This is a genomic window from Arthrobacter sp. NPDC058130, from assembly GCF_042884475.1.
Taxonomy (GTDB): Bacteria; Actinomycetota; Actinomycetes; order Actinomycetales; family Micrococcaceae; genus Arthrobacter.
Genome location: NZ_JBHVTV010000002.1, coordinates 670,734 through 690,213 on the forward strand (window position 1 = coordinate 670,734; position 19,480 = coordinate 690,213).

General features: G+C 67.1%; 13 protein-coding genes. 9 read left to right on the plus strand and 4 right to left on the minus strand.

Annotated elements, in window-relative coordinates; all coding sequences use genetic code 11:
- Positions 1-84: 84 nt before the first annotated feature.
- The 5 genes from ACFVTM_RS07250 to ACFVTM_RS07270 all read left to right on the plus strand — a co-directional run bounded on the left by ACFVTM_RS07250 (position 85) and on the right by ACFVTM_RS07270 (position 7,671).
- Positions 85-2,598 carry a galactose oxidase-like domain-containing protein gene (locus tag ACFVTM_RS07250; protein WP_390202712.1) on the plus strand — a complete coding sequence of 838 codons (2,514 nt, stop codon included), beginning with the start codon at positions 85-87 and terminating at the stop codon, positions 2,596-2,598.
- Complete coding sequence (locus tag ACFVTM_RS07255; protein ID WP_390202713.1) at positions 2,595-3,323, plus strand: hypothetical protein; 729 nt, start codon at positions 2,595-2,597, stop codon at positions 3,321-3,323. Before ACFVTM_RS07250 ends, ACFVTM_RS07255 begins: the two co-directional genes overlap by 4 nt.
- A 127-nt stretch (positions 3,324-3,450) precedes the next feature.
- Complete coding sequence (locus ACFVTM_RS07260; protein ID WP_390202714.1) at positions 3,451-4,740, plus strand: glycosyltransferase; 1,290 nt, start codon at positions 3,451-3,453, stop codon at positions 4,738-4,740.
- A gap of 38 nt (positions 4,741-4,778) precedes the next feature.
- Positions 4,779-6,425 (plus strand): ArnT family glycosyltransferase, encoded by a 1,647-nt coding sequence (locus ACFVTM_RS07265; RefSeq protein ID WP_390202715.1) that lies wholly within the window; start codon positions 4,779-4,781, stop codon positions 6,423-6,425.
- Between the two features lie 25 nt (positions 6,426-6,450).
- On the plus strand, positions 6,451-7,671 hold the full coding sequence (locus tag ACFVTM_RS07270; protein ID WP_390202716.1) for a glycosyltransferase: 1,221 nt from the start codon (positions 6,451-6,453) through the stop codon (positions 7,669-7,671).
- A 20-nt stretch (positions 7,672-7,691) separates the two neighbouring features.
- Here the strand turns inward: ACFVTM_RS07270 and ACFVTM_RS07275 are convergent, their stop codons facing one another.
- Positions 7,692-8,492 (minus strand): GNAT family N-acetyltransferase, encoded by an 801-nt coding sequence (locus tag ACFVTM_RS07275; protein ID WP_390202823.1) that lies wholly within the window; start codon positions 8,490-8,492, stop codon positions 7,692-7,694.
- A gap of 176 nt (positions 8,493-8,668) precedes the next feature.
- The gene (gene aspS, locus ACFVTM_RS07280; protein WP_390202717.1) at positions 8,669-10,453 is read right to left on the minus strand and encodes an aspartate--tRNA ligase; all 1,785 of its coding nucleotides are present in this window, start codon (positions 10,451-10,453) and stop codon (positions 8,669-8,671) included.
- 120 nt (positions 10,454-10,573) lie between these two features.
- Here aspS and ACFVTM_RS07285 point away from each other — a divergent pair, with 120 nt between their 5' ends.
- Positions 10,574-11,908 (plus strand): APC family permease, encoded by a 1,335-nt coding sequence (locus ACFVTM_RS07285; RefSeq protein ID WP_390202718.1) that lies wholly within the window; start codon positions 10,574-10,576, stop codon positions 11,906-11,908.
- On the opposite strand, the gene hisS is transcribed toward ACFVTM_RS07285, so the two are convergent.
- Positions 11,909-13,249 (minus strand): histidine--tRNA ligase, encoded by a 1,341-nt coding sequence (hisS, locus tag ACFVTM_RS07290; protein WP_390202719.1) that lies wholly within the window; start codon positions 13,247-13,249, stop codon positions 11,909-11,911.
- A gap of 275 nt (positions 13,250-13,524) precedes the next feature.
- On the opposite strand from hisS, the gene ACFVTM_RS07295 reads away from it, so the two are divergent.
- From ACFVTM_RS07295 to ACFVTM_RS07305, 3 genes are all read left to right on the plus strand, one after another.
- Positions 13,525-14,331, plus strand: coding sequence for a peptidylprolyl isomerase (locus ACFVTM_RS07295; protein ID WP_390202720.1), 807 nt, complete (start codon positions 13,525-13,527; stop codon positions 14,329-14,331).
- Positions 14,332-14,392: 61 nt separating this feature from the next.
- The gene (locus ACFVTM_RS07300) at positions 14,393-16,129 is read left to right on the plus strand and encodes a DUF349 domain-containing protein (protein WP_390202721.1); all 1,737 of its coding nucleotides are present in this window, start codon (positions 14,393-14,395) and stop codon (positions 16,127-16,129) included.
- A gap of 102 nt (positions 16,130-16,231) precedes the next feature.
- Positions 16,232-16,870 carry a hypothetical protein gene (locus ACFVTM_RS07305; RefSeq protein ID WP_390202722.1) on the plus strand — a complete coding sequence of 213 codons (639 nt, stop codon included), beginning with the start codon at positions 16,232-16,234 and terminating at the stop codon, positions 16,868-16,870.
- A gap of 28 nt (positions 16,871-16,898) precedes the next feature.
- Here ACFVTM_RS07305 and ACFVTM_RS07310 read toward each other — a convergent pair whose 3' ends face one another.
- A complete protein-coding gene (locus tag ACFVTM_RS07310; RefSeq protein ID WP_390202824.1) occupies positions 16,899-19,217 on the minus strand; it encodes a RelA/SpoT family protein in 2,319 nt (772 codons plus the stop codon).
- Positions 19,218-19,480: the final 263 nt, after the last annotated feature.

The window sequence follows — 19,480 nt, forward strand, 5'->3', positions numbered from 1 at the left end:
CCAGAATGACAAATACGGAATCATCTCCCGCCGCAAACCGCATCAGCAACAGCAGAATATGCAACGCACAGAATGCGACCGACGGTGAATAACCACCAAAGCCCTCGGCGATTCATTGCAGTCATCCTGGCGCTCCTTATTCCCCTGAACTTCTTAGTGGGCGCCGTCGCCGTGGCGGCCGACGCCGTCAACCTCGTGAATAACCCGTCTCTGGAGGAGGGTACCGTGGACGCCACTTGCTTCAAGCGGGCCGGCTGGGGAACTGAAGGCAGCTGGAATTTCGTCGCCGGACGGCTCGGCGGCCGGGCGGTCTCGGTCACCCTCCAGGGCCATACGGCAGGCGACCGAAAGCTGCTCCAGGAGGAGAGCGCCCAGTGCGCACCGGCCGTGGTCCCGGGCCGCGGCTACACCATTCAACTTTGGTACAAGTCCACTGCGCCGGCGTCGCTCACCCTGTTCCGCCATTCCGCCCAGGGTTGGAGTTACTGGGGCGACGTCGCGCAACAGGCGCCGGCAACGGACTGGAGCCTCGTCACTGCCCCCACACCCGCGATCCCGGACGGAACGGACTACATCAGTTTCGGACTTTCGCTTGGAACCGACGGGACCCTGGCCACCGACGACTATTCCCTGACCGAAATCGCTGCACCAGGGCAAAACACCAGCGAATTGATAATCAATGGGAATCTTGCCGATGGCGCTCCAACACCGGAATGCTTTATGCTGGCCGGCTGGGGAAACCGACAAATAGAGACATCAATATCAAATGATGTTCCGGCAAATTCACCCGCTGGAGCCCGGTCCTTCGCAATTAATGTCACGGCTTATCAGTCCGGGGACGCAAAACTAATCCAGTCCGACGCGCCGGGCTGCGCACCCGCTGTCACGCCAGGGGAACAATACGACCTCAAGGTCGATTACAAGTCCACCGCGGCGGGCCCGTCCGGCCTGACGGTCTTCAGCCACACAGCCGCGGGCTGGCAGTACTGGACCGACCTCAAGGAACTGCCGCCCGTCTCCGGCTGGACAACAGGCCAGGCACGAACTCCGGCGATCCCAAACGGCGTCGACCGGATTTCCGTCGGGGTGTCCATCGCGGGCAACGGCTCGGTCTCGACCACCAACTACTCACTGGTTAAATACGACGCAGCGGGCCCGCCCCCGTCGGGCGGCCCGGACGCCGTCGGATCCTGGGAAACTCTTTCCTCGCAGCTTCCCATCCGGGCGCTTCACTCAACCCTGCTCCATGACGGACGCGTGCTGCTGATCGCCGGTTCGGGCAACGATGAGCCGAACTTCAATGCGGGCTCGTTCCGGGCGGTGGTCTGGTCACCGAGCACCAACGTCTTCAAAGACATCCCCGTGCCCTACGACATGTTTTGTGCCGGACACGTGACCCTGCCGGACGGGAAAGTCCTCCTGGCCGGCGGTACCCAGGCGTACCCCGCCTCCAACGTGGGGCCGACGACCTTCCAGGGGTCAAAGAAGAGCTACTACTTCGACCCCGCTGACGACACCTTCCATCAGCTCTCCGACATGGCCGGGGCCCACTGGTATCCGTCGCTGACGAAACTGGGCAACGGCGACATCTGGTCCGCCGGCGGGCTCGATGAGAAGGCCCAAGGCACCGTATTGACGGAGATGTTCGACACCTCGGCCATGAAGTGGCTGCCGCAGAACCAGGTGCCACAGACGTGGAGCTTCTGGGGCACGTACCCGCACATGTTCCTGCTCGAAAACGGGAGGATGTTCTACTCCGGGGCCCACACCTTCGGCAACGGGCTGCCGGGAACGGGTTCGTCGATCTACGACTGGACAACCGCCCAGATCTGGGATGTTCCCGGGCTGCGGCAAAAGGATCTCAGGGACCAGGCCGGCTCCGTGTTCGTCGGTCCGGTCCAGGACCAGAAGCTCATGATCGTGGGCGGCGGAAATGCCGACGGAAACACGCCGGGCATCAACCTCGTGGACCTCATCGACCTCAAACAGCCAAGCCCGCACTATGTACCCGGACCGGACCTCCCAGGCCCCGGCAAGATGTACGTCAACGTCCTCAACCTTCCGGACCGCTCGGTGCTGGCCGCCAACGGCGCACAGCTGAACCGTTCGGGAAACATCCAGACGGCGGCCATCTACACGCCGTCGACGAACTCCTGGAAGACTGTGGCGGCGGACCCTGTTGGCCGAAATTACCACTCGACGTCCATCCTTCTGCCGGACGGCCGCGTGGCGGTCCTGGGCTCCAATCCGCTGGATAATTCCTTCGAGGCCAGGATCTCGGTCTACAGTCCCCCCTATCTGTTCAAGGGACCCCGGCCGGCCATCACCGCCGCCCCGAGCCAGATTGGGTACGGGCAGAACGTGCAGATCGGTGTGACAGGAGATGTCACGGCCGCTTCCCTCATACCGCCGATGTCCCAGACGCACCAGACAGACACGAACGCGCGCGTCGTCGATCTGCCCTTGGCGGGCACGGGTGCGGGCCGCACTGCGCAAATCCCCAGCAATCCGAACCTCCTGCCGCCCGGGCCGTACATGCTCACTGTGTTGTCCGCTGACGGAATCCCGAGCGTTGCCCGTTGGGTGTGGGTTTCATGAAGCGCGGCACGAATACCCCAGCAGGCTCAGCACGCGGAGGGCGCGGGGCACGCGTCATCGTCGCCCTCACGGCGGCGGGTCTGGCAGCCACGGCAGCCATGGTGTGGGGCGGGATGTCCGCCATCGCCACCGTCAGTGCCGTCAACGCCGGTCCTCGCGCGAGCCAGGTGCCACAGGCCAAGCAGGCCCCGGGGTCTGCAAGCGCCCGGCCGGGGCCGTCCGCCACCAGGGACACCACCAAGGACACGGCCAAGGACACGGCCGGCTCAGGCAAAGCGCCGAAGCTTGGGCCCATGCCACCGGCCCCCACGAACCAGGCATCCAAGGCAGCTGGGGACGCACCGGAAGTCTCCCTGGCTGAAGCGGCCCGGACGGAAACCGGTGCGGCCGCGGCCGCGCCGGAGGGCGGCAATTCCACCGGCCTCAAGCAGCGGGGCCCCGTTGACCCGGCGGCGGTGCTGTCCGGCGCCAGCATATCCCTGGGCGGCTGTCTACCCCAGTACGGCGCCGACGGACAGTGCCTTCCCGCCATTCCGCCGAGCATGAGCCGGCATCTGAAGGAAATGAAAGACGCGGGCCTTGATCCCGGATCGATGCCCCATTCCTGGACCTGCACCGAGGTCCGTACCTACTTCAAGAGCGGACTGGCAGTGCGCAAGGCGCATGTCGATCCGCAAAGGCTCGACGCCAACCATGACGGCGTCGCCTGCGGCGCGGCCGACTAAACGCCCCGCCAGCTCCCGGATGCTTCCACGGTCCGGCTGACTATCCACCCGACTCACTATCCACCCGACTGACGATCCCGCCCGTGTCGAGATCCCCTGCGTCCACCCACCCCATTGGAGCTCCGTCATGTCCGCTACCTTGCTGGCCAGCGCCCTGGTCCTGATCATCGCCATAGCGCTCTTTGCCATCGCCGTGTCCACCCTCTACCTGAACACCTACGCGTGGTGGGACCCCAAGACGCAGGTCCGGACGTCCTACTCCGGGCTTCAGTCAACGGAGGGGCATTCGTTTTCCCTGATCATGCCCTGCCGGAACGAACGCGAAGAGGTCATGCGTGCCACCCTGGTGGCGCTCCTGGTACAGACCCATTCGCGCAAGGAGATCATCATCTCGGTCGGACATGACGACACGGAGACGGTGGCGATCGCGCACCGGCTCGCCCGGGAGTTTCCGGACTTCGTCCGGGTCAGCGTCGACGTCAGCGAGAGGAAGAACAAGCCGCGGCAGCTGAACAAGGCGCTGTCGCTGTGCCGCAACAGCGTTGTCGGAGTCTTCGACGCCGAGTCGATCGCCGCCGAAGAGCTCTTGGCCCACATCGACAGCGTCTTCACCACCAAGAACGCCGACGTCGTCCAGGGCGCCGTGCAGCTGATCAACTACAAGGACACGTGGTACTCGCTGCGGAACTGCCTTGAGTACTTCACGTGGTTCCGGTCCAGGCTGCACGCCCATTCCCGGCAGGGATTCATTCCCCTCGGCGGCAACACCGTGTTCATCAAGCGGGAACTGCTCACGGCAGTGGGCGGCTGGGACGGTTCCTGCCTCGCCGAGGACTGCGATCTCGGGGTGCGCCTGTCGACGCTCCGCAGGAAGATCGTGGTGGCGTACTCGCCGCAATTGGTCACGCGTGAGGAAACGCCGGACAGCCTTTCCGGGCTGATCCGGCAGCGCACCCGCTGGTCCCTCGGCTTCATGCAGGTTTTCGCCAAGGGCGACTGGAAGGCCCTGCCGTCCCGGCGGATGCGGACCATCGCCTGGTGGACACTGATGCAGCAGCACTTCATGGCGCTTGCCGGGCTCTGCATCCCCCTCGCCATCGCCGCCGCCATCTGGGGTAAATTCCCGCTGGTGGTCACGCTGGTCACCTTCCTGCCCCTGATTCCCACGCTAGTGACGGTCGCGTTCGATGTCTGCATGCTCCACGAATTCGGCCGCGACCATAAGTTCGCCATCAGCTGGTACGACTACTTCCGGCTGATTGCCGGCACTCCCCTGTACCAGATGGTCCTGGCGTTCTCCGCCCTGCGGGCCTTGTTCAAGTTCATGCGCCGCGATTTTGCCTGGGAAAAGACAGACCATTCCGGATCCCATCTGGCCTACCTCGTCCCCGGCGCCGCCGAACCGGCACGGCAGTAGCAGCCACCTTCGTTTCAACAGCCCCCTAGGAGGCAGTCATGGCAGCCACGGAAGTTCAAGCCGGTCCACCCGCAGCGCCACCCACGGCGCCGCCGGCGGCGCCGGTCGGCCAGCCGGGTACTTTGGCCGTACGGACCCCCAAACACCGCGGCACGGCACACGCCGCCCCGTTCAACCTGAGGCACCTCCCCTTATGGGACAGGATTACGCTGGCTGCGCTCACGGTCACCGCGGCCGCCCTCAGCCTGTGGAACCTCGACGGGGCGCCAAGCTACCAGGACGACGAGGGCACCTACACGTCCCAGGCCTTCGCGGTGCACTCGGGGTCCCTTGCCCCGTACACGTACTGGTACGACCACCCGCCTCTCGGATGGATCCAGATAGCGGCGCTGAATTGGTTTCCGAGTCTGCTCAGGCTCGGCGACGGCACCACCATCGGCGCCACCAGATACGTCATTTCGGTGTACTTCGTGGCCAGCGCGGTGCTGCTCTACATGGTGTCCCGCCGCATGGGCCTGCGTATTCCGTTCGCGGCCCTGACCACGGTGCTCTTCATCCTGTCCCCACTCTCCCTTGTGCTCGGGCGGCAGATCTACCTCGACAACATCGGTGTGCCCTGGCTCTTGCTGGCCTTCTACCTTGCGCTGTCGTCGCGGGACGCGCTATGGCACCACGTGGGCGCCGGGCTCTGTTTCGCGATCGCTGTTCTTTCCAAGGAGACACTGTCCATCTTTGGCCCCGCCCTGCTGCTTGCCCTGATGTACCGGCCCAAATGGAGCAACCGGTCATTTTCGGTGGTTGGGTTCCTCACCGCCGGCGGACTGCTGCTGGCCTTCTACCCGCTGTCGGCGCTGCTTCGCAATGAACTCCTTTCGGGACCCGACCACGTCTCGCTCCAGGACGCCCTCGCCTACCAGCTCCTGAACCGGTCGGGCTCCGGCACCATCTTCCAGGCCGGATCAAGCCGCGCTGAGCTGCTCTCGGGCTGGCTCTACTTCGACAAGTACCTCATCGCCGCCGGGCTGGCCGCCGCCGTCGTCTGCCTGCTGCGCCGGCGGTCCCGGATCCTGTTCATCGCCATTGCCTCCTTCGCCACCCCGATCGTGCTGGGCCAGGGCTATCTCCCCGCGATGTACATCATCGGCGTGATCCCGTTCCTCGCGCTGGCATGCGGGTCGGCCGTGGACATCACCTGGAGCGGTGTGGAAAGACTCGTGCACCGCGCGCCGCGCCTGGCCCAACCCCTGCGGGCGGCGTTCATCGCCGTGCTGTCGGCATCGCTGCTCCTGATGTCGCTGCCGCAGTGGTTTGAGCAGGACAGGACCCTCCTCACCGCACAGACCAACTCCAACTGGCGGAGCACCATGACCTGGGTCCAGGACAATGTCTCCCGCAACGACGTCGTGCTGGCCCCCTACTCGATGTGGCACGACCTGAATTCCAGCGGGTGGAACAACGCGTGGACCATGATCGCCACGGAGAAACCCGACCTCGACAAGCAGTTCGACATCGAACGGCCAGGCGGTTGGAAGGAGATCCGCTGGATCATCGTGGGCCCGTCCGTCACCGCCAACATCGATTCCCTGGGACTGAGCCGGGTGAAGACGGCCCTGCAGAACTCCGAGCAAGTCCAGACCTTCGGCGAATGGAGCGTACACCGCGTCATCATTCCTCCGTCCACTTAGGACGCAGACCAACAGGACGGCAGTCATGAAACTTTCAGTCATCGTCCCCACCCGCAACGAGGCCCCGAACGTCCAGCAATTGATCGGCCGGGCTGCCGAGGCCTGCCGCGATATCGACGCGGAGCTCGTGTTCGTTGACGACTCCACGGACAATACCCCGGAGATCATTGCGGCCTCCGCAGCGACGGAGCCCATGCGCATCCGGGTGATCCACCGGGAGGCACCCACCGGCGGCCTGAGTGGCGCCGTCGTGGATGGCGTGCGGTCCAGCGCCGCCGAGTTCTGCATGGTGATGAGCGGCGATCTCCAACACCCGCCCGAGCTCATCCCCGTCCTGCTCGCTGAGCTCGAAGGGAACGACGCCGACGTCGTTGTCGCCTCGCGCTACGGCGCCCGCGGCAGATGCGGCGACGGCGGGAGGGGCGCCAGTGATAGCCGCGGCGCGGGGGCCTGGTCCCGCCGGGTTGTCTCTGCCGGGGCCACGCGCATCACTCTGGCACTGTTTCCCTTGCGGCTGCGGGGCTGTTCGGATCCCATGACGGGGTTCTTTGGTCTGCGGCGCTCGGCCATTGAGTGCAGCACGCTGCGGCCCAGCGGGTTCAAGATCCTGCTGGAAATCCTCGCCCGGCACCACCTCACGGTGTCCGAGGTCCCGTTCACCCCCGGGCCTCGGACCGCCGGCAGGTCCAAGGCGGGCGTTGGCCAGGGGCTGCGCTTCCTCCGGCAGCTCGGCGAGCTCCGCGCGGGAACGGCCATGCTGTTTGCCGCCGTGGGGGCCGTGGGCGCCGTGCTGAATCTTTTGATCATGGCGTTCCTGCTCTCCACCGGCACGAATTACATCGCGGCGGCCATCGTGGCCGCGGAGCTGACGATTGTCTCGAACTTCCTGATGCAGGAAAACATCGTCTTCGGCACCCTGCCGCAGAAGGCCAATGGGTTTCGGACCAGGTTTGCCCAGTCGTTCTGTTTCAACAACCTGGAGGCCCTGGCCCGGCTTCCCGTGCTGATGCTTGCCGTCAACGTCCTGATCATCGACGCCGTCCTGGCGCAGGCCGCGACGCTCGTGGCGGCGTTCGTGGTGCGGTATCTGTACCACTCGAGGATCGTCTACTCCGCCCGGCCGGCCCGCGCCGCCGGCACCGGGGCGGCGAACGGCGGCGGCCCGGGGTTCGACCGCGGGCGCCTGCGCCTCCGCCGGCAGCTCGCGCGCAACCTCCGGACGGGGCGGCCCGGAGCGGGGGCCTGACGGGCGGCGGACGGCCCGCGCTAGCAGCCGGTCAGGTGCCGCTTCGGCTTTTCCTGCCGGTAGAGGTACCGGCCGGCCTCTTGGAAGCCGGCGGTGGCGTACAGGGCCCGGGCGCCGGTGTTCGATGCCATCACCAACAGCCAGAACCCCGCCACGCCGCGGGCGCCGCCTTCACGCAGCAGGGCCCGGATTATCCGGCCGCCGTAGCCCCGGCGCCGGGCCTCCGGGCGGGTCGCCATGCAGTACAGGCCACCCCAGCCGGGACCCGTGGGGCCCGTGTCTGGCAAAGCGAGGCGGGCGACGGCGGCAGGCGCGCCGCCGTCGTCGCGCATCAGGGCATACAGGGCCGGGCACCCTTCGAGGATGCGGGTGGCGACGGCGAGCTCGGCCGCTCCGCCGCGGCCGTCGACACTCCACCACAGCTCGAGCCACTCTGCCGACGGCCCGGCCGATATTTCCACGGCCGGATCGGGGTCGCCGCCGGGTTCCGCGCCGGATTCTGCGCTGGCTTCCGCTGAGGGCTCATTCCCGGGCCGGCGGACCAGGACCAGGGTTTCGGACTGCCGGGTGAATCCTTCGTCGTCGAGCAAAGCGTGCAGTGGCGCCTGGCCCACGCCGTCGAAAACCTGGAAGATCAGCGGAAGCCGGCGGTTCCGGTACCAGAGCCGCGCCTCCCGGAGCGCGGCCAGCTGCCGGTGCGGGTCGTCATCGCCGGGATCACGGACCCAGACGGAGTTCGCCCGCTGCGTTACACCGGAGGCAGCCCGCAGCACCCAGCCGCCGGACTCCTCCCGGTCGGCGGCGGGCCACGCGGCGTCCATCAGCGCCTCAAGATCCGGAACGGCCGCCGGAATGGCTGCGGGATTGGCTGCGGCGTTGGCTGCGGGGTTCGGACCCGGGTCCATCAAAGTCTCTCCGTCCGGAACATGATGCGGCCGATGATGACAGCAGGGGCCCTCCGGTTACCCGGGGAACCCCTGCTGCTGATGCTGCCAGGCTAGTTTTTGCCGTCCGTGGGCTTCTTGGCCTCGGGCTTGAAGTCGACGCCGGCTTCCTTGCGCTGCTGCGCCGTGATCGGTGCCGGAGCCTGGGTCAGGGGGTCGTAGCCGCCGCCGGACTTCGGGAAGGCGATGACGTCGCGGATGGACTCCACACCTGCCAGCAGGGCAACCACGCGGTCCCAGCCGAAGGCGATGCCGCCGTGCGGCGGGGCGCCGAACTTGAAGCCCTCCAGCAGGAAGCCGAACTTGGTCTGGGCGTCTGCCTTGTCCAGGCCCATGAGCTCGAACACCCGTTCCTGGACGTCGCGTTCGTGGATACGGATCGAGCCGCCGCCGATTTCGTTGCCGTTGCAGACGATGTCGTAGGCGTAGGACAGCGCCGACTCGGGATCCTTGTCGAAAGAGTCGATGAACTCGGGCTTGGGCGAGGTGAACGCGTGGTGCACGGCGGTCCACTGGCCGGCACCGACGGCGACGTCGCCGGAGGCGACTGCCGCGGCGGCCGGCTCGAACATCGGCGCGTCCACGACCCAGCAGAAAGCCCAGTCGGCGGGGTTAATGAGACCGGTACGGTGGCCGATCTCCACGCGGGCAGCGCCGAGGAGCGCGCGGGACGGGGTCTTCTCGCCGGCGGCGAAGAAGATGCAGTCACCAGGCTTGGCACCGACGGCGGCGGCGAGACCCGCACGCTCGGTGTCGGTCAGGTTCTTGGCGACGGGACCGGCGAGCTCGCCGTCCTCCTTGTACAGAACGTACGCCAGGCCCTTGGCGCCGCGCTGCTTGGCCCATTCCTGCCACGCGTCAAGGGCGCGGCGGGCCTGGGAAGCGCCGCCGGGCATGACAACGGCACCGACGTAAGGTGCCTTGAAGACGCCGAAGTCGGTGTCCTTGAAGAACTCGGTGAGCTCGGTCAGCTCCTGGCCGAAGCGCAGGTCCGGCTTGTCGGAGCCGTAGCGGGCCATGGCGTCGTGGTAGGTGATGCGCTGGATCGGCGTCGGGATCTCAACGTCGATCAGCTTCCACAGGGCCTTGACGATGTTCTCGCCCAAACTGATGATGTCGTCCTGGTCCACGAAGCTGGCCTCGATGTCCAGCTGCGTAAATTCCGGCTGGCGGTCCGCGCGGAAGTCTTCATCGCGATAGCAGCGGGCAATCTGGTAGTACTTTTCGAAGCCGCCCACCTGCAGGAGCTGCTTGAACAGCTGGGGGGACTGCGGCAGCGCGTACCAGGAACCCGGCGCGAGGCGGGCCGGGACCACGAAGTCGCGGGCGCCTTCCGGCGTCGAACGGGTCAGCGTGGGGGTTTCAATCTCCACGTAGCCGTCCTGGTGCAGCAGTTCGCGGGCCACGCGGTTGGCCTCCGAACGCAGGCGCAGGTTGCGGGCGGGGCCGGGGCGGCGCAGGTCCAGGTAGCGGTGCTTCAGGCGCGCTTCCTCGCCCACCTCGACGTGCTCGTCGATCTGGAACGGCAGCGGATCCGAGGTGTTCAAGATGGTGACCTTTTCGGCCATCACCTCGATCTCGCCGGTGGGGAGGGCCGGGTTCTCGTTGCCCGAGGGACGCTGGGACACCGTGCCGACGATCTGCAGCACGTATTCGTTGCGCAGGCCGTGGAAGACCTCTTCTTCGCGAACCACAACCTGGGCGACGCCGGACGCGTCGCGCAGGTCAACGAATGCGACACCACCGTGGTCACGACGCCGGCCGACCCAGCCGGCGAGGGTTACGGTTTGTCCAATGTGCTCGGAGCGAAGAGATCCGAGGTCATGTGTGCGCAGCACAGCACGCCTTTCTGAAGAAGACAGAGGGAAAATCAAAAGCGACATTAAAAATGAAGTTCAATAGGATCGCTTCAAGAACGATCCCGTTCGAGTTTACCCGGTGGAAAGGCCCCTCCTGCCATGGCAACCCGGCACAACGGAACCGGGCCCAGTGGCCGGCGTGGCCGGCGGCCGGGTCACCGGCCTGTCCCGCAGCGGCCGCACCAGCGACTGCAGCGCCGGCTCGGCGTGTTCGATTCCACGGCAATCGGCCTGGGTTCCATGCTGGGCGCCGGCGTTTTCGTCGTGTTCTCCCCCGCCGCCGCGCTGGCCGGGCCGCTGCTGACACTGGCCGTGGCAGTAGCCGGCGCCATCGCCTACTGCAACGCGGTCGCCTCCGCGCAACTGGCAGCCAGGTACCCCGACAGCGGGGGCACCTACGTATATGGGCGCCGGCAGCTCGGCGAGTGGCCCGGCTTCATTGCGGGCTGGGGTTTCGTGACGGGCAAGACGGCGTCCTGCGCGGCGGTGGCGCTCACGTTCGGGCACTACGTTGCACCGGCCTACGCGACGCCCCTGGCGGTCGCCGCCGTCGTGGTACTGACGGGGGTTAACCTCCTCGGGATTACGCGGACAGCGCTGCTGACCAGGGTCCTGCTGGCCGTGGTGTTGGCCACGGTCGTGTTCGTCGCCGTGGCGTCGCTGCTGGGACCGCACCCGGCCGGCGCCCCCGCCGTGTCGGCGGCACCGGCCTACCCTGCGGCGCCCTCCGGCGGCTGGGGCGTCCTGCCCGCGGCCGGGCTGATGTTCTTCGCCTTCGCAGGCTATGCGCGGATCGCCACCCTGGGCGAGGAGGTCAAGGACCCGGCGCGCACCATTCCGCGGGCCATCCTGGCCGCCCTGGCCGGCGCCTTCGTGATCTATCTCGGCCTGGCCGTGCTGCTGCAGTGGCACCTGCCGCCTGGGCAGCTGGCGGGTTCGACGGCGCCGCTGCTGGACGCGGTGGCGGCCAGTCGCCTCAGCGGCGGCGTCCCGTTCGTCCAGGCGGGGGCGGCAGCCGCCTGTCTTGGCGCACTGCTGGCACTGATCACCGGGGTGGGCCGAACCACCCTGGCCATGGCGCGGGAACGGGACCTGCCCGGTCCGCTGGCCCTGGTGGGCCGCGGCCACAGCGTCCCGTTCGTCGCGGAACTGGCCGTCGGCGCCGCGGTCGTGATCCTGCTGCTGAGTACCAACGTAATGACCGTGGTCGGATTTTCCAGCTTCGGCGTGCTGATCTATTACGCCGTGACCAACGCCGCGGCCTTCACACTGGCCGGCCGGCCCTGGCATGCTCCGCGCTGGCTCAATGTGCTGGGCTTTGTCGGTTGCCTGGTCCTGGCCGTCACCCTGCCGCCGGCCTCGGTGCTGTTCATGGCAGCGGTGCTGGCGGCCGGAGTGGCCGGGCGGTTCCTCGTCGAGCGGGCGCGCAGGTAGCTAGCCCGCGGCGGTAACGCGCACGTGCAGGTCCTCCTCGGCGGGCATCCAGGCGCCCGGGTCGGCGTCGTACTGCTCGCCCGTGCGGATGTCCTTGACCTGGTGCTTGCCGTCGTCGTCGGTGAACCACACAAAAGGAATGCCGCGCCGGTCGGCGAACTTGATCTGCTTGCCGAACTTCTCGGCCTTCGCGGCGACCTCCGTAGCGATGCCTCGGCTGCGCAGCTGCGCCGCGACATCCTGCGCCGCGGCCCAGCTGCCGTCGTCATTGAGCGTCACCAGCACGGCGGTGGGCACGGAGCGCGTGGCCTTGGCGAGGTCCTGGCTCAGGATCCGCGACACCAGGCGGGTCACGCCGATCGAGAGGCCGACGCCGGGGAACTTGCGGTTGCCTTTGCTGGCCAGGGCGTCGTAGCGGCCGCCGGAGCAGATGGAGCCCAGCTGTTCGTGGCCCACCAGGACGGTTTCCACCACGGTGCCCGTGTAGTAGTCCAGGCCGCGGGCGATGCTGAGATCCGCTACCACCCGTCCGGGGGCGTGCTGGACGGCGGCCGCGATGACCTGTTCCAGCTCGTTCAGTCCTTCTTCCAGCAGCTCGTTGGTGACGCCGAGCGCCCGGACCTGCTCCACGAAGGACGTGTCCGTCGTGCGGATGCCGGCGAGCTTCAGGGCGGCCTGCGCCTGATCGTCGGTGGCGCCGAGTTCGTCCTTGAGCAAGTCGGCCACCTTTGCGGGTCCGACCTTCTCGAGCTTGTCGATGCTGCGCAGGACGCCGGCGGTGTCGGTGAGCCCGATCCCGGTGTAGAAGCCCTCGGCCAGCTTGCGGTTATTGATCCGCAGCAGGAAGTCGGGGATCGGCAGCGCGTTGAGCGCCTCGGCGATCACGAGCGCGATTTCCACGTCGTAGCGGAACGGCAGTTCGCCGTCGCCGACCACATCGATGTCCGCCTGGGTGAACTCGCGGGCGCGGCCCTCCTGGGGACGTTCGCCGCGCCAGACTTTTTGGATCTGGTAGCGGCGGAACGGGAACGCCAGGTAGCCGGCGTTCTCCACGACGTACCGGGCGAAGGGCACCGTGAGGTCAAAGTGCAGGGCCAGGGCATGCGGGTCGAACTTGGCCGCAGAGTCCTCGTCGTCCTGGAGCCGGCTCAGGCCGTAGACCTCTTTGTCGATTTCTCCCTTGCGCAGCAGCTGCCCCACAGTTTCCACGGCGCGGGTCTCGATCGAGGAGAAACCATGGAGTTCGAACGTCCGGCGCAGCGTGTCCAGCACATGGAGTTCCACCAGCCGCTCCTCGGGAAGCCACTCGGGGAATCCTGACAGGGAGGCTGTGCGTGCCATGGTGAAATTTTCTCCTCTGGGTACCACTGCAGTATCGCGTTGTTACTGCAGCATCTTCGGGCGCAGGCGTCACGCGGCATTCTCCGTCGAAACGTAACGAAGATAAGCGGCAGACCGGCCAGTCGTGCATAAACTGTGTGCGGCAGTCAGTTTATGCGTTCGGCGCCCGCTTCTTCCAACGGAGCTGGCCTGGCGGGACTGCCGGCAGCTTGCTGCCGCTGCCGCGATGGCGCCTCCGGCCCGTCACGGCCGCGGCCATACAACCAGGAGGACCATTGGCGGCCAGTTCACGCAGCGCACGTGAGGCGAAGCGGCGCGTCCAGCAGATGGAGGCCAGGCGCGGCCTGCGCCGGGACCAGGACAAGCGCCGCAAGCGCGACAACGTCCTCGCCATCAGCGCCGGCACAGCAGCGATTGGCCTGGCCCTGGTCCTGCAGCTCACGGCCTTCGCATCCAACCCGAGCGAAGAAGAGTTCGCGGCCGCGCAGGAGGGTTTGCAGAGCCCTTCGGCGTCCGCCACACCGACAGCTGCCCCCACGAATGCCGAGAACATCCCCAAGCCGGAAACCGCCGCGGGCAAGACCTTCACGGGTGAGCTCAAGCTGAACCGCGGCACGCTCGGCGTCGAGCTCGACGGCACCAAGGCCCCGCAGGCTGCGGCGGTCTTCAAGTCCCTCGCCGACCAAAACTTCTACAGCGGCGTCAGCTGCCACCGGCTGACCACGGCCGAGACGTTCGGCGTGCTCCAGTGCGGGTCCAAGGCCGGGGACGGCAGCAGCGACCCGAACTACACGTGGGGCCCGCTGGAAAACACCCCGCCGGACAATAAGTACCCCGCCGGCACGATCGCCGTGGCCCGGACCAGCGGGAACGCCAACGGCAACGGCACCCAGTTCTTCATTGTGTACAAGGACACCGTCATTCCGGCGGATGCCGCCGGCGGCTATACGGTGGTGGGCAAGGTGACGTCCGGCCTCGATGTGGTGGGCGGCATTGCCGCCGCCGGACTGAAGCCTGGCGACAACGCCACCGACGGCGCACCTGTGGAACCAGTCACGATAGACTCGTTCTCACTGAAGTGACCAGCCGCGGCCCTGAAGGCCGTGGTCCCGGTATTTCCCTCCAAGCGAAAGACTTCTAGCGGTGACAGACAGTCAGAAATCCGACGAAACATTGGCAACAGCAGCTGCCAACGAAACCGAAGCCGAGGCAACCCCAGCCGAGAGTGCCGGCGTTGCAGTAGATGCGGCCGGCGACACCGCAGCATCCGCAGCCCCAGCCGCGGCAGGCGAGGACGCCGCCGAATCCGCGGAGCCCACAGCGTCAGCCGAGCCCGCGGAGCCAACCACGGCACCGTCGGCCGAGGCGCCGGCCGAGGCCGTTGCAGAGGCCGTTGCAGAGACCGCACCGGCGGAAACTCCGGCAGAGACGGCAGCCGCCCCTGCGGTTGAGGCTGTTCCTGAGACTGTTGCCGATGCCGGGGCCGCTGCTGCCCCGTCGCCGTCGCCCACTCCCGCGCCGCCCGCTCGGCCCGCGCCGAGCCCGGCAGCGTTTGCTGCCCGGCCGAAGGCCAAGCCCTCTGCTGCTGCCCCGGCCCCCGCGCCCGCAGCCGTGTCCTCCGCAGCCTCGCTGGCGGAGGCAGCCCGCTGGGGCCGCGTTGAAGGTGACGGCCACGTCTTCCTGACCGTTGACGGCACGGAATATCCCGTTGGCCAGTACCCGGGCGTCAGCGCCGACGAGGCCCTGGGCTACTTCGCCCGGAAGTTCGAGGACGTCGTCGCCCAGATCGACCTGCTTGAACAGCGCGTGGGCTCCAAGGCGCCCACCACGGATATGCAGAAGACCGTCACGCACCTGCGCGAGCAGCTCGCCGAGCGCAACATGGTGGGTGACTTCCGCTCCGCCGAGGCCCGCCTGGACGCACTCGTGACGCAGATCGGCGAGCTCGAGAAGGCCGAGAAGGCCGAACACGATGCCGTCCGTGCCGCTGAGCTTGCCGCCCGTGAGGCCATCGTGGCCGAGGCCGAGGAAATCGCCGGCCACGATCCCGCGCAGGTCCAGTGGAAGACCTCCAGCGCGCGGATGAACGAACTCTTCGAGAGCTGGAAGACCGCGCAGAAGAGCGGCGTCCGGCTCGGCCGCAGCAACGAGGACGCGCTGTGGAAGCGGTTCCGCGCCGCCCGCACGGTGTTCGACCGGCACCGCCGCGCCTACTTCTCGCAGCTGGACAGCAACAATTCGGCAGCCAAGGCCGCCAAGGAGAAGCTGATCGCCGAAGCCGAGGCCCTTTCCTCCTCGACCGACTGGGGATATGCCGCCGGCGAGTACCGCCGCCTGATGGACGAGTGGAAGGCCTCACCGCGCGCCAGCCGCAAGGACGACGACGCTCTGTGGGCCCGCTTCCGCGCCGCGCAGGACGTCTTCTTCACCAACCGGCAGGCAGCTAACGACGAGATCGACCAGGAATACGGTGCGAACCTCGTGGTGAAGGAAGCACTCCTGGTGGAGGCCAACGAGCTCCTGCCGATCAAGGACCTCGCGGCCGCCAAGAAGGCGCTGCAGTCCATCCGGGACCGCTGGGAAGAAGCCGGCAAGGTTCCGCGCGCGGACATGGGCCGCATCGAGGCCGGCCTGCGGAAGGTGGAGGACGCCGTCCGCCACGCCGAGGAAGAAAACTGGAAGCGCTCCAACCCGGAGACCAAGGCACGCACCAACAGCGCCCTGACCCAGCTCGAAACCGCCATTGCCGGTCTCAAGGAGGACCTGTCCAAGGCGGAGAAGGCTGGCGATGAGCGCAAGATCAAGGCAGCCCGGGAGGCCCTTGAGGCACGCCAGGCCTGGCTGGAGCAGCTCGAGCGCTCGGCGAGCGAACTCTCCTAGCCCCAGGGCACAGCAGCAAGCCTGTCCAGGCCCCGTTTCGGTTTATCCACATGACCGGAGCGGGGCCTGTTCTATGCCCGCGGAACGGGCAACGATGGCGGAATGGTACTCACGCCCCGCACCCCCGCTGCTGTTCCGGGGCCGCCTGCGCGGGGGCCTGAGCCTTGCGAGCTCTACTCCCCCGGCGCCCTGTTCTCCTGGCCGGAGCTGCAGGCCATGGCCGCCGACGGCGTGCTCACGCAGCTCTATCAGCGCGGCTACCTGGCACCTGGCGCCAACGCCAGTCCGCAGCTGCGTGCCCGCGCCGCGTCCCTTGCGGTGGCGCCGGCGATCCGGCAGCGCGTGGTGGCGGGGCGGATGACCGCGGCGTGGATCTACGGTTGCGCAGCCGAGCCGGACCGTCTTGCGTTGCTGGTTGACGCCAACCGGCGGATTTCGAGCCTGAGGTCCGTGCGCGGCTGCACGTTCCACGAAGTTCGGTTGGGACCGTTCGACGTCGTCAGCATGGGTGGCCTGATGGTGTCCAGCCCGCTGCGCACGGCCCAGGACATAGCGTTGCACGTGGATGCGGACCGGGCCGTGCCGGCCCTGAGGGCCCTATTGGGCCGGCCCGAACTGGGTGTGCGCCTCCGGCTGCTCCGGCTCGCCGTTGACGCGAGCCCGCGCCTGCCCCACAAACGGGCGGCGCTGGCCAAGCTCGCCGCCCTCGCAGCACAGCCAGAGGCCCCGAACGCAGGCTAGGACACCTGTGGTTCCCAGCCGCGGCGGGTCAGCTGCGGCGGCGGTTTCCGGTGGTGCGGTACACGTCGAAAACACCGTCAATCCGGCGGACAGCGCTGAGCACGTGGCTGAGGTACTTGGGGTCGCCCATCTCGAAGGCGAACTTGGAGATGGCCACCCGGTCAGTGGACGTGTGGACGCTCGCCGCCAGGATGTTGACGTGGTTTTCCGAAAGCACCCGGGTGACGTCGGAGAGCAGCGACTTGCGGTCTAGCGCCTCGACCTGGATCTCCACAAGGAACACGCTGGATTGCGTGGGTGCCCAGTCCACTTCCACAATCCGGTCCGGCTGGTCCATCAGGCCGCTCACATTGGTGCAATCGGTCCGGTGCACAGAGACGCCAGAGCCACGTGTGACGAACCCCAGGATCGGGTCCGGCGGGACGGGCGTGCAGCACCGGGCCAGCTTCACCCAGACGTCGTCCACGCCGCGGACAACAACACCGGAGTCGGAGAAACGGGCCTTGGTGACCTGGGTGGGGATGGAGACCTCGGCGAGGGCATCGTCCGGGTGCTCGTTCCCGCCGATGCTCTCCACCAGGCGTTCCATGACGGACTGCGCGGAGGTGTGCCCGTCGCCCACGCCGGCGTAGAGCCCGGAGATGTCGGCATATTTGAAGTCTTCCGCGATCGCCGCGAGGGCGTCGTGGGTCATGAGCCGCTGCAGCGGGAGGTTTTGCTTCCGCATCGCCTTGGTCAGCAGGTCCTTGCCGCGGTCAATCGCTTCCTCGCGGCGTTCCTTGCTGAACCATTGCCGGATCTTGTTCCGGGCCCGGGCGCTCTTAACGAAGTGCTGCCAGTCCTGGCTGGGCCCGGCGCCTTCGGCCTTGGAGGTGAAGATCTCAACCCAGTCGCCGTGGTTCAGTTCGCTGTTGAGCGGGACGAGTTTGCCGTTGACGCGGGCGCCGATGGTCCGGTGGCCCACCTCGGTGTGCACGGCGTAGGCGAAGTCCACGGGGGTGGATCCGGCCGGGAGGGCCATGACCTCGCCCTTGGGGGTGAAGACGAACACTTCGCGGGCGTTGATCTCAAACCGCAACGAGTCCAGGAACTCGCCTGGGTCCGAGGTTTCCTGCTGCCAGTCCACGAGGGAGCGCAACCAGCCCATGTCGCCGTCGCGCGGGCTTCCGGGACCGGCGGCCGTCCGGTTCGGCTGGTCCTTGTACTTCCAGTGCGCGGCCACGCCGTATTCGGCGCGCCGGTGCATCTCATGGGTGCGGATCTGGATTTCGACCGGTTTGCCGCCCGGACCGATCACCGTGGTGTGCAGCGACTGGTACATGTTGAACTTGGGCATCGCGATATAGTCTTTGAACCGCCCGGGCAGGGGGTTCCAGCGCGAGTGCATGGCGCCCAGGGCCGCGTAACAGTCCCGGACCGAGTCGACCAGGACGCGGACGCCCATGAGGTCGTTGATGTCGTCGAAGTCTTTGTCGCGGACGATCATCTTCTGGTAGATCGAGTAGTAGTGCTTGGGCCGTCCGGTGATTGTGGCCTTGATCTTCGCCGCGCGCAGGTCCTCGGTGATCTGGTTGCGGATGACGGCCAGGTTCTTCTCACGCTCCGGGGTCCGGTCCCCCACCATGCGCACGATTTCCTCGTACACCTTCGGATACAGCGCGGCGAAGGACAGATCCTCCAGCTCCCACTTGATGGTGTTCATGCCGAGCCGGTGGGCCAGGGGTGCGAAGATTTCCAGGGTTTCGCGCGCCTTGCGGGCCGAGGATTCCGCGGAGACGAAGCGCCACGTCCGGGCGTTGTGGAGCCGGTCGGCGAGTTTGATCATCAGGACCCGGATGTCCTTGGCCATGGCGACGACCATTTTGCGCACGGTCTCGGACTGGGCTGCCTCGCCGAAACTGACCTTGTCCAGCTTGGTGACGCCATCCACCAGCATGGCAACTTCCGGGCCGAACTCGGACTTCAGGTCAGCCAGCGTGTAGGAGGTGTCTTCGACGGTGTCGTGCAGCAGGGCCGCGGCCAGGGTTGTGCCGCTGAGGCCAAGCTCGGCGAGGATGGTGGCAACCGCGACCGGGTGCGTGATGTACGGGTCCCCGCTCTTGCGCTTTTGGCCCCGGTGGCAACGCTCGGCGACGACGAAGGCTCGCTGGATGAGGTCGAAGTCCTCTTTGGGGTTGTTGGCACGGACCGTGCGCAGCAACGGCTCAAGAATCGGGGAGTACGCGGGAGCGCCGCGGCCCGTCAGCCGGGCAAGGCGTGACCTTGTGCGTTCGCGCCGGCCCGGAAACGTCGGCCGGGCGCCGGAACTGTCAACGGGCACGGGAACATTGGGGCGTCCGGGAACCACAAGGTCAGTCTGAGAACCCTGGCCTTGGCCCTTGTCCGCTGGTGCCTCCGGCACCGGCGTCGAACGTTCTTCCAATGGAGCACCTCTCGCGACCGGTCAATTATTCAAGTGTATTCCCGCAGCAGGATACTTCGATAACCGGCCGTGATACGACGACGGGCCGGAGTCCGTCGCAAAGGACGGTCTCCGGCCCGCCTGCTGTCCGCTCAGGACGGTCAAGGCACTGGTCCCGGCGTCACCGGGGTATCACGGCAGCGGCTTGG